At 44.0% G+C, this 15,938-nt stretch carries 7 protein-coding genes; 6 read left to right on the top strand and 1 reads right to left on the bottom strand.

Annotation, left to right across the window (positions count from 1 at the left end; genetic code table 11):
• Position 1: 1 nt before the first annotated feature.
• A complete protein-coding gene (locus OU792_RS08065; protein WP_274669921.1) occupies positions 2-5,575 on the bottom strand; it encodes an MBG domain-containing protein in 5,574 nt (1,857 codons plus the stop codon).
• A gap of 536 nt (positions 5,576-6,111) precedes the next feature.
• Between OU792_RS08065 and OU792_RS08060 the strand changes: the two genes are divergently transcribed.
• The 6 genes from OU792_RS08060 to OU792_RS08035 all read left to right on the top strand — a co-directional run.
• Positions 6,112-6,612, top strand: a complete 501-nt coding sequence (locus OU792_RS08060) for a septal ring lytic transglycosylase RlpA family protein (protein ID WP_134201943.1) — start codon at positions 6,112-6,114, stop codon at positions 6,610-6,612.
• A 241-nt stretch (positions 6,613-6,853) separates the two neighbouring features.
• Positions 6,854-7,924 carry an efflux RND transporter periplasmic adaptor subunit gene (locus OU792_RS08055; RefSeq protein ID WP_274669920.1) on the top strand — a complete coding sequence of 357 codons (1,071 nt, stop codon included), beginning with the start codon at positions 6,854-6,856 and terminating at the stop codon, positions 7,922-7,924.
• A gap of 3 nt (positions 7,925-7,927) precedes the next feature.
• Positions 7,928-10,972, top strand: coding sequence for an efflux RND transporter permease subunit (locus OU792_RS08050; protein ID WP_274669919.1), 3,045 nt, complete (start codon positions 7,928-7,930; stop codon positions 10,970-10,972).
• Position 10,973: 1 nt separating this feature from the next.
• Positions 10,974-14,156 carry an efflux RND transporter permease subunit gene (locus tag OU792_RS08045; protein ID WP_134201938.1) on the top strand — a complete coding sequence of 1,061 codons (3,183 nt, stop codon included), beginning with the start codon at positions 10,974-10,976 and terminating at the stop codon, positions 14,154-14,156.
• A gap of 275 nt (positions 14,157-14,431) precedes the next feature.
• Positions 14,432-15,469: a hypothetical protein gene (locus tag OU792_RS08040; protein WP_274669918.1), complete on the top strand. Its 1,038-nt coding sequence runs from the start codon at positions 14,432-14,434 to the stop codon at positions 15,467-15,469.
• Positions 15,466-15,938: carboxypeptidase-like regulatory domain-containing protein (locus OU792_RS08035; RefSeq protein WP_274669917.1), on the top strand; the 473-nt coding region annotated here is incomplete at its 3' end. The genes OU792_RS08040 and OU792_RS08035, both read left to right, overlap by 4 nt.

Genomic DNA, 15,938 nt, shown 5'->3' with positions numbered 1-15,938 from the left:
ATTATAATTTAATTGCTTTTTGGACTATCAACTGAATACTCGTTTGAAGATGAATTAGATACACTCCTTTTGGTAGATTAATTGCATTTGGTATCCATTCCAAAGTGTGAATTCCGGCTGGGTAAAGTTGCTTTTCGAAACTTCCGACTTCTCTCCCCTGCATATCGTAAATTTTGACTTCAGCAGCATCCTCTACTGGTAGATAAAATTTGATCATCGTACGGTCAACAAAAGGATTAGGGTAGGGGCTGTAGAGTTTTGGTATTTCGGGACGATACTCTGGATTGGCTCCATCACCTGTGTAGCCGATAATGATCGTAAATGGACGAGTGATTTGACCGCTTTTAGTTCTGAAATTCTGTCCTTCCCCGTCTTTGATCTCATGCGAAAATACCACCGCTTGTGGTTGTTTCATCTCCCCGTCCTCTGTTCGAATCCGCATATTGGTAGAAGTGGGTGCCTCAAAGCTGAATTCATAAGACTGCACCTCACTCATATCAATAGCAGTTTTGGAAATGTGGTCCATCAGTACTACCGGTATATCAGCAGGCCAATCAAGTGGTAATTCCCAGTTTAGGGTATAATTTCCAGAAAAAGTCTGGCCATTCTTGGCGGCTGCCACGTAAAGCGGGATTGATTTTTCGCCCTGCTCAGGCAAGCTTAAATGGTTGATTACTAATGGATCCAATTGATCTGGAGATCCTAAAGAGTAGAGGTTGAGCCAGGTGCTATTGAGAGACTCTAGTTGGAATGCATCCCAAGGGTCTAAGCCATCTTCTCCCTGATCGGAAATTCTCAGACTGGCATTCGCTTTTAATCCCTCTCCCTGAATCGAAAGATTAATTTTTGAGGTATTTGCTCCTGGCACTTCACTCATAACTCTTCCGTAGAACATGCTTGAAGCAAAGGACTTAGCCTCATTAGAAAGAGTCAGGCTCGGGTTTTCTTGGTTTGTTCTTACCCAGAAAGCTTGATAAGGAGCGATCAACCGCCCTGTCTCTGGTGTATCTTCTGTCACTTCTCTAAAATCTCCCTGGCCATTGTTGAAATTCTGATCCCAGATGTAGATAGTTTCATCGATTCCAGATTTAGTCCAGCCACTTTCTTTGAAAAAGTCAATAAAACTGGCTGTTGGATTGGCAAGTAAATTGAAGCCTTCCACGGCGCTTTCCACTTGCGTGTAGGTCCCTGACTCTACATTGCCTTTGAAGTCTTCATTGCGTGGAGTGTAGGTCACTCCAAAATCAAATCCACCATTGTTCAAATTCACCTCAGACCCCAAAGCGGATAAGGTTATGGGGAGATTATCGGTGTAATTGCCAGATGAAGCCTTGGAACCTCCGTCAAAGACATACACATAGTGGCCTCTTCCATTCGGAACTTGCTCACTTATATTGGAAGGTTGTCTCCATCCTTGCAGGGTAGTGCCACCATCTGTTTCGTCCCACCAAAGTACATTGGGCTGAAGGCTAGGGTTGGAGCTTCCTGTAAAGCCTTGACTTTCTAGCCCAGTCAAGAAATTGAGGTAAGTTGCTCCGTTTACAGGAGAACCTAGCATTCTCCATCCTTTCACCCCAGTCAAAAGTTGCTGTACTTCGATAGTAGGGGCACTGATTCCTAGATTACTGTATTTAGCTCCTGGATTCAACACGATCCGGGAAGCATCATTAGTGTTTAGATTAGATAATAAGTCTGCGGTGAAGGACACTCCATTTTTCACAACAAGCTCCGAGGAACCATTCAAAGTCATCCCAAGGTCAACTAGAAGTGATTCATCCAATTGAAATGAACCTGAATTTATGACTAAATCCAATGTAACTTCTAAAGGTCTATCCAGTGTGACTACCGAGCTATTGTCAATCATCAGAGAGTTGACCACTGATGGTAAGCCGCTTCCTATCGATTGGGCTTCGGACCCATTGTACATGTAATTAGCTTCATTGCTGAAAGTACGGGTTCCAGTATTTTGAATTGCTCCATTATTTCCTGAAAGACTTATTCCATCTGGATGTGCAATAGCTAAGGTTGCCCCTTTGTTAATCGTTACATTTCCAGCTCCATTTACAGTGCCTTCGGCTGGGAGACTAAGGATTCCTTCATTCCCTACAGTCAGCGTTGAGCCTGAGTTTAAGCTTAAGGATTTTCCGGAGGCTAGACTCAGTTCACCTTTTCCGTTTATGCTGACTGAACCTGAGATAGAAAGATTGTCTGAGACATTGACCTTGGTGTTTTCTCCCGAAATCATCACCATGGAGTTTGTCCCAGGTTTGGAGTTGATCTTTGCAAATTGTCCATTCGAGAACTGCTGCTCCCAGGTATTTTCATCCTCCCAGTTGCCGGAGCTTACCGCACGGAATTGGTTGACAGGCTTCGGGTAAGTGATAATGATTTTGCCTGAGCCTCCATTACCGCCTTGATTTGAGCCAAATCCAGAACTGACTGAACCTCCTCCACCTCCTCCAGGGGAGTTTCCATCATTTCCATTTCCACTCGATTGCGCAGATCCGCCGCTTCCGCCATCTCCACCCCCATTTCCTCCAAAATTATTATTTCCATTACCCCCATTTTCTCCAGGAGTACTTCCTTCTCCACTTCCTCCATTTCCACCGTTGCCATTAAATGTTCCAAAAACACCAGCAGTTCCTTGGCCACCTATTCCTCCATTGGCACTCATTAGCTCGGTGCCTCCGATTTCTATACTAGAAAAACCACCATTTTGACCATCAGTATTAGCGCCTCCTATACCACCCACACCAACATTGATGCTAAGTGTTTGTCCCGGAGAGACTGAAATGGTGGCTGAAGAGTAGGCTCCGCCTCCGCCTCCGCCACCTCTACCAGTGCCGAAAAATGCACCAGATCCACCGCCGCCTCCACCGCCGCCCCAAGCTTCGACCATAATGCTGTTCACACCCGGAGGCACAGTCCAAGTGGTACTGGTATTGAATTCTTGTATTGCATCTTCGGTACCAAGGGCTGTAAATGTCAGAGAAGTGAAACCTGAAGAGCTTGCAGTTAGTGTATTTTGGCCAGGAGTCTCACCCAAAATCCAAGAAGTCAAGGAGGCTATCCCTGCCAAATTCGTAGAAACTGCCGTGGTTGGTTCAATATTGCCTCCACCAGAAGTGACGGAAAAACTTACCGAAACCCCTGAAATTGGATTCCCAAAAATATCCTGAACCCTAACTGCTGGAGGAGTGGTGACCGCCAATCCTGTTGGAGCCACCTGTTGGATTCCCGCATAGCGAGTGAATAATGCAGCAGGTCCTACCGAGATAGCAAATTGCCCACTGGAGGTAGAAGTTAATCCCTCGGATTCTGCCAAAATCACCTTATCATTTCCCACCAAGTCAATGTTTAATCCCGAAAAAGTCGCCAAACCATTGACTGCCTGAAGTTCGATTTCCCCGCGTAGCTCTCCAGATCCTGATTCCAAACTTAAAGAAACAAGGACTGAAGCACTTTCTACCCGGTTCCCATCTGCATCCTGAATTTCAATAATCGGCTGTTGAGCAAAAGGTTGTCCCGCTTCTGTCGTACTGCCTGAGGGGTCTTGTACAAAGACCAGTTGGGTCGGAATGGCATCCACCGTAGTGATTTCTGGGGAGGTTCCGAATAGTCCTCCTGATCCGGAAGCAGTAATTTGAGTTGTAACTCCTACTGAATTAGCGACAGTAAATTCTATGGTGGCAATTCCATCTCCGTCTGTAGTGGATGTGGAAGATGAGAATGTGCCAGAGTTTCCATTCAGCTCGGACCAGGAAACTAATCTTCCCGCTTCTGATACAGAATTCCCATTGACATCTGCTAATTGAGCTGTGATGGTAATCGAGGTGCCTTTTTTTGGATTTTGAGAAGAAACGGTGACTAGGTATTGAGTTGGGTTTGACTGGATTTCAAAGAATATTCCCGAGACAAAATCAATGGTGTAATTGCCACTGGAACTGCTTAGGCTTCCCTGCCTGATTTCATAGAAGCCGGCAGATTCACCTGCATCCCGTGAGAGGTTGCCCGAGAGAATGGAGGGGTCATCAGCAAAGGCAAACCCAGATGCTTGATAGCTGAAAGAGCTAGGGTCTGCCTCACCTAAAAGTTTGAATTGGCCTGCATAAGGGGTAATGGTAAGATTCTTAGGAGTGATGGAAAAATTTGCTCCTGTGAAAGCTATGGTATAACCTGGAGCAGCAAGATTTCCTTGATTGATGGCGTAGGTCCCTACGTCTTGACCATTAGCTCTAGATAAAGAGCCAGTAATAATACTTGCATTGTCATTCCCTTGAAAACCAGATACCGAATAAGTCAAGGTTGGGTCGGATTGCCCATAAACCTTGGTGATTGGATTAGCTATGACTGTTAAGACCTTTGACTGGATTTCAAAGAATATTCCCGAGACAAAATCAATGGTGTAATTGCCACTGGAACTGCTTAGACTGCCCTGCCTGATTTCATAGAAGCCGGCAGATTCACCTGCATCCCGTGAGAGGTTGCCCAATAGAATGGAGGAATTATCAGCGTAGGCAAACCCAGAGGCTTGATAGCTGAAAGAGCTAGGGTCTGCCTCACCTAAAAGTTTGAATTGGCCTGCATCAGGGGTTATGGTAAGAATCTTAGGAGTGATGGAGAAATTTGCTCCTGTGAAGGTTATGGTATAACCTGGAGCAGCAAGATTTCCTTGATTGATGGAATAGGTGCCTACGTTTTGACCATTAGCTCTAGATAAAGAGCCAGTAATAATACTTGCATTGTCATTTCCTTGAAAACCAGATACCGAATAAGTCAAGGTTGGGTCGGATTGCCCATAAACCTTGGTGATTGGGTTGGCTGTAACCGTTAAAACTCTCGCTTTGCCTTTAATTGCTATGGTGAAGGCATGGGGAGAATCGAAATCTCCCGATAGGTTGAATGGACCTGGGTTCTCGTTTGAGTTAGTTGAATTGCGAGATGCGGAAGAAACTCGAACTCTAGAGGTTCTTCTATTGCTTGAGTTTGCTACTGTAATTAAATTTCCATATCCACTAGGAGGTCCATCAACGTCATTTTCGGTAACTCGATTGGTTATAGCTGCTAAAAATAGCGTAGGGCTGGCTGACCAAGAAGTGGTCAAAGAAGGTGGAACGGTAGTGTTTTCATCTTCGACAACTGCCTCGGGAGTACCTTCCCAATTCGATATCCGGTAGGTAATTGCAGCAAGTCTTCCATCATCGTCTAACCTGATATTTTGGATGGTCCCTTCGCTACCATTAGCCTCTCGATAGATGACATATGATCGACCATTACTGTTTCTTGTACTTAATTGACTCCATCCAGAGGGAATACTGATTGACCTACTATGTTGTGGTCTCAAAATCATCAAAAGCAAATCCCCATTTTGGATTCCATTTGGTAAGTCTACATCATGATTATCCGGTCTCGAATTATTCTGAAATGTAGCGGTGGATTCGATTACCGGGAACTGAGCCTTTACCTCTGAAATATTGCTAAAAAAGCCTATGCAGGCCAAAAGCCAACATAGCCCCACGACTTTCATTTGAGCTGAAAACCTCGAAAGAATATTTTTGGAAATTCTAGAGATCATAGGTTTTTTTCAAGGGTAAATTCGTGTTCAGTACTTTGGTCAAAATTGTACAAATTCAGTTTAGGGCTACCGGGAAGAGATGGGTGTCTAATCGTGCGCAAATATGCATGCTAATATTTGAAACGCAAAAAAATGTATTTCAAAATATTATTTATGGTTTTGAAATTCAAAAAAGTGTCTTTTCCTTCAAAAATATTTAAAGTTTAAAAAGTTATAAATTCTTTCTTTCTTTAATTGAAAATTGACTTATTCTAATATTTGATTAGGTTTTTATAGGGTTATAAGTTTCTCTAAATTTTTTATGATTTTCTATTTTATCTCAAGCAAAAAAAGTGAGAAGAGTTGAATGCCTTGAATGGAACTTAATCCGGAAGCATCTTGCTTTACTCTCCCACCGTCTAGGGACAAACAACATAGAAGATATTCCCACAGGCTTATTTGAGTACCAATATTTGAATATTTTATCTCCAACCATTTGATTATCGGTAGATCTATGCTGGAAGGAAATTGGCATTCTTGTTGACCTGAATCTGCTGATGAATAAATCTATATTCCCGCTCCTTTTACTTCTGATTTTTGGATTTCCCAGGGATAGCAGGGCTCAGGGAGCGGATTCTGTACAGATTCAGACAGGATGGGCGAGTTTTTATGGCAAGCGCTTTCATTTGCGGAAAACCGCCAACGGGGAGATCTTTCATATGGACAGTCTGACGGCTGCGCATAAGTATCTTCCATTTGGTACCCGGGTGAAGGTCACCCGATTGGATACCGGTGATACGGTATGGGTGCGAATCAATGACCGCCTACCAAAAACCTCCAGAAGGATCATTGATTTGTCAAGGCATGCGGCCTCCCTGCTTCACATGCTCGATGATGGAATCACACAGGTCAAACTTGAAGTACCTTCGATAGATGCCATGAATGAATTGTATGATCAATTTGAAGGGGAGGCGCCCGGTACACTCCGGATTCGGTATTTTGAGGAGGCTATAGTATTTCGAAAAAGACCGACTTCCTGGGCTTGGCCGATTTGGTAAGGGGTTGATTCTTTGAAAAATAGGATCGTTTTGAAACTAAAAATATTCAATCAATATAAATTGACTTTTTACTTCGGCTAAATAGGGTGTTTTCAAGCTCTTGGGGTATCATATAGCTTTCTTGAACGCGACTTAACTTTTTTGTATCAAACCCAATTCACCATTTTTAACAGTCTTTTTTTACATCAATTTTTGTTTCAATCCAATTAATTAGTTTATTAGGGTTCTAACGATTATTTAGATGAACTACAACCGCTATTTTGTGCTTATCTTTTTGATGGGCTTCAGTTTTTCTTGTCAGGAAGACACCGAAAAGCAGGAAGAAATCCCTGCTGAATCTTTCAGAAATGAAGTGGCCGCCACGGAAGTCCGGGTGGCGAAGGCCGAAACCAAAAGCTTTGACTACCTGATCAATGCCACCGGGAAACTGGAGGCTGCCGCCCAAGTCAAGGCGGTCATTGAGCAACCGGGCTATCTCATCGAGCTACCTATCCGTGAAGGTCAGTCTGTCAGCAAAGGGCAGGTGATTGCCAAGCTCGACCCCACCGAAGCGGAGATCCGGCTTCAAAAAGCCCAAATCGCCCTTCAAAATGCGCAGGCATCCTTCGAAAATGACAAATTGGGTTTCTCCCGTGATTTTGCATCAGGGGATGAAGAGCGAAAGTCATTTTTAGAACAACAGCTCAAAGCAAAGAATGGCGTCTTTCTCGCCGAAATCGAACTCAAAGAAGCCGAACTCAACCTCGAGCGCTGTGAAGTAAAAGCCCCAATCAGTGGGAAAGTGGCCGATCTCAAATTTAAAATGGGCAGTCTCATCAGTTCCAATGCAGAGCTTTGTGAAATCCTCAGCACCAATAATCTGGAGCTTCGGGTGAAAGTACTCGAATCAGATATCAGCCTGATCTCTATCAATCAAAAAGCGGAAGTTTATCCGGTTTCTAATACCCAAGAAGCTTTAGAAGGCAGAGTGATCGCGATCAATCCCAAAGTGGATGAAAATGGCCTAGTGGAAGTGGCCATCCGATTGACAAGTTCCCAAAATCTTTTGCCGGGTATGAATGCCCGGGCAATCATCCGCGCTCCACAGTCCAATTCCTTGGTTGTTCCCAAAGATGCGGTGGTCTATCGCTCCGGCCGGGCGGTGGTCTTTACCATCGAGGACAATGAGTCCCGCTGGAATTATGTGGAAGTAGGAAAGGATAATGGGCAGGAAATTGAGATTTTGGATGGTATCAGCTCAGGCAGCACTGTCATCACCACCAACAACCTGCAACTTGCCCATCAAGCACCTGTTCAAATCGTAAGCGAATAAGTCATGGTAAAATTTTTACTCGCGCGGCCGATTGCTGTATTCATGACTTTTTCGGCCTTGATGGTCTTTTCATTCATTGTTTTGCGGATGTTGCCGATTTCACTTCTTCCGCCGATTGATGTGCCGCAGATCGTGGTCAAGGTCAATTATCCCAATGCTTCTCCGGAGGCTATCGAGCAAAATGTCCTCCGGAACATAAGAGAAGGCTTGATTACTCTCAATGGCTTGGAGGAAATGGACTCCAAAGCTGGCTCTGAAGTGGGTACCATCCGGCTTACCTTCGACTATTCCACGCAGATGGAACTGGCCTACATCGATGTCAATGAAAAGATCGACCGCATCACCAACTCACTTCCAGAAGGCCTGACCCGCCCGGAAGTGATCCGTATCAATACCTCAGATATCCCCGTAGCCCGTGTGCAGGTCATTCCCAAAGAGGGAGTGGATGAGATTGAGGTGAGCCTTTTGGCGGAGAATGTGCTGAAAAAGCGAATTGAACAGCTTCCTGGGGTTTCCTTGGTGGATATCAATGGGAAAAAAGAACGCATTATCACGGTCGAACCCAATGAGGCTGCTATCAGAGCTTTGGGAATGACACAACAAGACGTGATCAATGCAATTCAAGCAGGAAATTCTGAGCTCCCAGGAGTTTCTGTCAAGGATGGTCAGTTTCGCTACTACCTGCGACTAGCTACCCGGGTCGATACTCCGAGTGATATCGAGAGTCTTCCTGTCTCAGCTCCTTCAGGGGCGATTATCCCACTGGGTAGGCTGGCTAAAGTGAGCTATCAAGCACAGGAAATGCTTGGTTATCACCTTTTCGGGGAAAATGAGGCCTTGGTGATCACCGTGCACAAGCAGGCAGCTGCCAAAATGAATGAGCTGATTCCAGAGCTGAAAGAAGCCTTGGAGCTCTTCAAAACGGACTATCCTCAGGTGGATTTCGAGCTGACCCAAGATCAATCCAACTTACTCAACGCAGCTATTTCCAATCTACAGACCTCTTTACTTTTCGGTGGACTTTTTGCCTTTGGAGTTCTATTCCTTTTTATGAAAGACTATCGACTTCCGATCATTATTGGGGTGAGTTTACCTTCCTCCTTATTGATTTCCTTTTTGGTTTTTTACTTCTTCGACATTTCGATCAATATTATTTCCCTTTCAGGTTTGGCATTGGGGATCGGTATGCTGATTGATAATTCCATCATTGTACTCGATAATATCACCCGCAAGCGTGAATCGGGGCTTTCGCTCTTCGAAGCCTGCGTGGCCGGTGTCAATGAAGTGATGAGTGCTTTGATCAGTTCGGTGCTTACCACCCTTTCAGTATTTGTACCCTTGGTCTTTTTGAGTGGGATTTCCGGAGCTTTGTTTTTCGATCAGGCGGTGGCAGTGGCAGCGATTCTATCCGTTTCACTGGCAGTGGCCTTCATTCTTTTGCCCTTGCTTTATTTCCTCTTTTTCAGCAGAAGCAAAAAGACCGAAGAGGGTGGAGAAGGAGCATTTTTCAGGAAAGTGCTGAAACTCTACGATAGAGGTTATGCGGCGGTTTTTGGAGGCAGAAGAATCGCTTTGGCCATTTTTGCCATTTTGATTCCCCTAGGTTTGGGCTTGAGTGTTTTACTGGATTCGGAGGGTTTGCCACAAATCGAAAAGTATGATGCCACGCTGGAAATCGACTGGAATGAACCGATCTCAGCATCCGAAAACCGGGATCGGGTCATCGCTTTGATGCGCTCTTTGGGTGGTCGCTACGAAAAGGCAGAAGCGGATGTGGGAGTCCGTCAATTTCTTCTGTTCGATGGAGAAAACTCCATTCAGCAGTCCTTGCTTTACTTTCTTTTTTCCTCTACTGAAGCCAAAGAAGAGCGGCTGAAGGAGTTGGAAAGCTACCTGTCGGAAAATTACCCGAATGCCAACTTCCAACTAGGCGATGCACCAAATGCATTTGATCAGCTTTTCAATTCTACGCTGCCTTACTATGAAGTGCGCTGGAAAGACCTGACATCAAAAGAGCCAATCGAGGAGCGGAAAATGGATCCTTGGCTCAGTCAATTCCCGGTATCAGACTGGGAGCGTGGTCCGGGTTTGCAAAAAGAAGCCTCGGTGGTTTTCACCCTTCGGGCAGATCGATTAGCCACTTATGGGATTGCAGTCGATCAGGTGCAGGAGCAGCTTTCCCGCTTGTTTGGTACCTACACCATCACCGATATCCGTCGATTTGGAGAGATTACTCCCATTCGGCTGAAGGAATCGGAAACTCGCTTTGAGGATTTGCTTCGTACCACACAGTTGACTACTTCCGATTCGTCCTTTTATACCTTGGGTGAATTTGTAGACTTCCGCTATGAAGATCACTACAAATATGTGACTGCCGATAAAGGGGGAATCTACCAATCCGTCCTTGTTACAGCATCCAATCCCGATAGCTACAATTCGGAATTTATCCGATGGGGTGCCGATCGGAATCTCGGCGTCAGTATGGTGGGGCAATACTTCAAGGATCAGCAAAATATTCAGCAATTGATCGGGATTTTACTGATTTCTGTGCTCTTGCTATACTTCATTTTGGCTGCGCAATTCGAAAGCTTCATTCAGCCTTTGATTGTAGTTTTGACTTTGCCATTGGGTATTGCAGGGGCATTTTTGGTCTTGCTCCTAGCCGGAGCCTCCCTAAATGTCATGTCTGCCATTGGCTTGGTAGTGATGTTGGGGATCATGGTGAATGATGCTATCTTGAAAATCGATACCATCAACCGACTGCGAAAGGAATACGTGGAAAGTCCGGAGATCGATCCGAAAGAGGCTTTGGAAATAGCTTTGCACCGAGCGGGTCAGATACGATTGAAGCCGATCTTGATGACTTCGATCACCACGATCTTGGCCTTGATTCCGATTATTTTCAGTTCGGGCTTGGGAGCGGATTTGCAGCGGCCTTTGGTATTTTCGGTAATTGGTGGTCTGACGATCGGTACCCTGACGGCCTTGTATTTCGTTCCCCTCGCGTATTGGTTTTTTGTGTCAAAGAAAAAATTGAAGGAGGCGTAAGATGACACCATTTCGGGTTTTAGTTGCATTTGTTGTATTGGCCATTCTTGGAGTGGCGGTCATTCCCTTGCTATCAGTTGACCTCAATCCTCGGGAAAAAGAACCCGTTTTGACCATTGCCTATGGGATTCCTAGAAGTTCGCCGGAGATTATCGAAAAACTGGCCACTTCGCCTCTGGAAGGAGCATTTTCCCAACTTTCGGAGCTAAAAAATATCACTTCCATTTCCAACTATGACCGAGGTCAAATCACGCTAAGATTTGATAAGAAGGCTGATATGGAATTGAAGCGCTTTGAAGTGCTTTCGCTCATTCGGCAGATATACCCACAATTAGACTCTAGACTAAGCTATCCCACGGTATCGCAGAGCGATCAAGCCCGAACGGATGAGAAGACACCGATTCTGACCTACTCCGTCAATGGACCCTTTGCGGCTTTTGAGATCAAAAAAATCGCCGAGGATATTGTCAAGCCGGCACTGACACGTTTTGATGAAGTGGAGGAAGTGTCGGTCCGGGGAGCTACGGACTTGCAATTGTACATCACTTTTGACATTCAAAAGCTACAAGCTTATGGTCTGAGTCGCGGTCAGCTGAACACCCAGATCAATCAGGCATTCGGGCGGAGTTTTCCTGGCTCGGTATTGAACAATGAGGGCAAGACCCTTTTCGTAAGAGTGGATCGCTCGCTTCGGGACATGGATCAATTGGAGAATCTGCGGGTGGCCCAAGTACAGGGCAAGGACGTATTGCTCCGGGACGTGGCTAAATTGACCTTGGAAGAAGCTGAGCCATCTTCCTACTACCGAATCAACGGAAATAATTCAGTGACTCTGACTATCTTCAATCGAGATGGAGTCAATAAGGTCCTGCTCGCGCAAAATCTTAAGGTAGCAGTGGAAAACACAAAAGTCCTTCTTCCGGCAGGATTTGAAGTTCGCTTGGAGCGGGATGATACGGAGTTTCTCGACAAGGAGCTCGATAAAATCTACAAGCGCTCTGGGCTTTCTATCCTGATTTTGATTGTGTTCATCTTTTTGATCAATCGCAATCTGAAATACCTATCGGTTCTTTTCTTAGGTATTTTGGTCAATCTCAGCCTTTGTGCGATTGTGCTCTATTTCCTAAAGGTAGATATTCATCTCTACTCCTTGGCCGGTTTGACAATTAGTTTTGGACTGATCGTGGACAATGCCATCATCATGATCGATCACCTGCACAAGCATCGAAATAGGCGGGTGTTTTTAGCCTTGCTGGCAGCCTCCCTGACCACGATTGCGGCATTGATGATTGTCTTTTTCCTTCCAGAGGAAGACCAAAAGAATTTGACGGAGTTTTCCATCGTCGTATCGGTGATGCTTGGTATTTCCTTGTTGATCGCCCTCTTTTTTACCCCGGCATTTTACGAAGTGCTTTTCAAAGAGTCCTCTCAAAAGGGTAGAAAACTCAGTGTTCCTCAACTTCGGAAGCGGGCGAAATACCTGAATCGATTTGAGCGTACCGTGTCCTGGACGGCTCGCTATCGCAAAGCATTTATCACACTGATTATTTTGCTTTTTGGGATTCCGATTTTTTACCTTCCTGCCAAGTGGGACGATCAGGAGTGGTACAATAAAACTGTAGGTAACACCTTTTATCAGGAGGAAATAAGACCCTATGTGGACAAGGCTTTGGGTGGTTCTTTGCGGATGTTTGTGAGGGGAGTTTTTGAGAAAAGTTCCTACCGGGAAGCGGCGAAGACCCGATTGTATGTCTCTGCACGTTTGCCTTTTGGAAATACCCTGGATCAGATGGACTTTATCATGCGGGAGTTTGAAGCCTATCTGAAAGATGTGGAGGGGATTGATAAGTTTGTGACCTATGTGATGTCTGGTCAACGCGCCCAAATTGAGATCACGTTTAAAGAGGCTTATGAAAATTCTGCTTTGCCCTATCAACTCAAAGGAAAACTCTCCGTCAAATCCACGGACTGGAGTGGAGCGCAGTGGAATATTTATGGCGTAGGACAGGGATTCTACACCGGAGCAGGAGGGGAAGGGATTCCCTCTTTTCGGGTGACGATGAAGGGCTACAACTTTGATGAACTGGAGCGACAGGCGGAGATTTTGGCAGAAAAACTCTTGAAGCATAAGCGGATTCAGGAGGTCAATACCAATGAGAGACTGGGTTGGGGTGAGCAGAAAACCGAGGAATACGTACTTCGTCTAGATCAGAATCAAATCGCCCTAGGGCAGACCAATCAATTCCAGTTGATCAATACCATGCTGGACCTCAGTAAACCTCAAGGACCTACCGGTTCGCTGACACTGGAGGAGAAAAACTACGGGATGGTCATCCGGGAAGCTAAATCCAATGATTTCAGCAAGTTTGATTTGGAGCAAAAAGGGCTGGTTGGTGGTTCTGAGCGGATTTATAAGATTTCCGATTATGGGACGCTTACCAAGGAGACTACAACCAATGCGCTCAATAAAGAAGATCGACAATACATCCGAGCAGTGGCTTTTGAGTACATGGGGTCCGCCAAATTTGGCAATGAATATTTGGATGAAGTACTCGATGAGATGAAACAAATCATGCCGATCGGCTATACAGCTGAAAAGCGAACCTGGTCTTTCAGCTATGAAAAAGCCAAGCGGCAGTATTCTTTGCTGGCCTTTTTGATTTTGGGGATTTTTATGATTTGTGCAGTGCTTTTTGAGAATCTTAAGCAGCCTGTGTACATCATCGCCATCATTCCGATCAGCTTTATCGGGCTCTTTTTGATCTTTTCGCTTTTTGATTTCTATTTCGATCAGGGAGGCTATGCGGCCTTCGTCATGCTGGGAGGATTGGCCGTGAATGCCGGGATCTTTATTGTCAATGACCTGAACAACCGAACTACAGGAGCCTATAATCGAAACGTTCTGAAATCCGTAGCAGGAAAAGCCATTCCGATTTTGCTCACGATTTTGTCTACCTGCTTTGGCTTGATTCCCTTTATCATGGAAGGTCAAAATGAGATTTTTTGGTTCTCATTGGCGATCGGTACGATTGGGGGGCTAGTTTTCAGTATGCTGGGAGTGTTTTGGGCTTTACCGGTTTTCCTTTGGAAAAAGGAGAAAGTTGCGCTTACCAATAAGGTTCAAGTCAAGGAGAAAAAGGTCAAGAAAAAGCGGAATTGGAAGTTTTGGAAGAGGAAGACTTGACTTAATCATCTGACTGATTCCTTTTTTTTAACAAATAATACTTCTTAAAACTTTGATTTTAAATATTGGGGAGGGTATTTTAGTTGTAGAGTTAAAGTCCTCACACCTTTAAGTCAATCTTAAGAATAATTAAATCATAAGCTTTGAGATTTAGGATCAAAAATCACATTCGAATTTTTTGCCTGGTTTTATTCGGGTGTACAAGCTCAGAGCAAAATTCTGAGACAACTCTTCTAGAAATTGAGCCTGATTTATCGGTTTATGAACTAGTAGGATTGGAAAACTTAGAGTTTGACTTTGAAGATCAATTTGTCGGCAAAGGATTCTTTGAAATTGAGGAAGACCAGATCCTTTTTTTTGACCGACTTGCTATGAGAGTTTTAGCCTTTGATACTGAAGGGAAATATATTCAAACTCTGATTGATAACGGAGAAGGCCCCTCAGAAATCCCTAGATTTCAGACTTCTGTATCAGGTGGAGGTTTTCGATATTTTATGGATGGCTACACGATTTTAACTTTTGATCAAAATAATCAATTGAGTAATAGAGCTGTTTTGGATTTTTATCATCAAAGTGACTTGAGCGAAGTAGAGAATAATCCGAGTCCTGATGATCCTGGGATATATGAAGTGAAATACTGGGGGAATCAACTTGAAATAATTGATGGATACTTGTATACAAAAATAGAGTCATCCAATCCCAAGTTCAATTTTGTCATGCACCCGGAATACTACACAGACTCTTATCTCTATGCCAAAGTAGACCCTGAAAGCGGTAAAGTCTTAGAGCTTAAGGGAAAGCATCCAAGAATATATCAAAACTATAAGTTTTTACCCCATTTTGATTATTACTACCATGACCTTGTCGCCGATGAAATTTATTTAAGTTTTGAACCAGACTCATTGATTTACATCCTGGACAAGAATTTCGAAGTGAAGGAAGCATTTGGGAATTCGGGAAAAGAAATGGATCAGTCTTATATAGAAGTTTCTACTGTGGAAGACTGGGAGGATTACTGGAGAATCAATCGGGCACAAAAGGGATTTTATAAGTATGTCAAGTTTTTTCTAGAAGAAGGTGTTTTGTTCAGAACATATACTTTAGGAAATTCTGATCCCCTTGTATACGAATATGGGGATAACCCTCAGCGAATGCAGATTTATAAAAACAAGCAGCTTATAGGAGATGTAGAAGTGCCTAATTTCTTCAAAGTAATTGGAAAGATTGGAGATTATTATTTAGCAGATGGATCGGCTGATAATCCCGACAATGAGGAGTTGGTCTTATATAGATTCAAGTTATCCGAAGAATGAGAATTTATGCCATCATATTGCTTTTTATTTTGGGCTATTCAGAATGTTCTCTTGCACAAACATTTTCATTTGAAATTTTGAATGATGACACAAAGACACCGATATCCTTTGCTCATATTCAGGTTGAAAATGAATTGATTGGAACTGTTACGGATATAAATGGAAGAGGATCCGTGACCATTCCGAAAGACTTTGTTTCTAGATCAGTAATTATATCCTTCATTGGATATGCCTCCTTGACCATTTCCATTCAGAGTCTAAAGGCAGAGACAACCAATAAATTTTTTCTAAAGGAATCATCGACCGACCTTGATGAGATTGAGGTGATTGACATTGGGATGGATCCAAGAGATTTTATCAATTCCGCCCTAGGAAAAGTTGATGAGACTTTTTACACCAAGAAATATCGGTCGATTGGCCTTTACCATGAAAAAGTGGTGGAAGATGGAGACTCGACATTTTCTTATGA

The sequence above is a fragment of the Algoriphagus sp. NF genome, from assembly GCF_028823735.1.
GTDB classification, from domain to species: Bacteria; Bacteroidota; Bacteroidia; order Cytophagales; family Cyclobacteriaceae; genus Algoriphagus; species Algoriphagus marincola.
The sequence above is the reverse complement of the archived record's forward strand: the minus strand, read 5'-3'. Positions and strand labels throughout refer to the sequence as shown.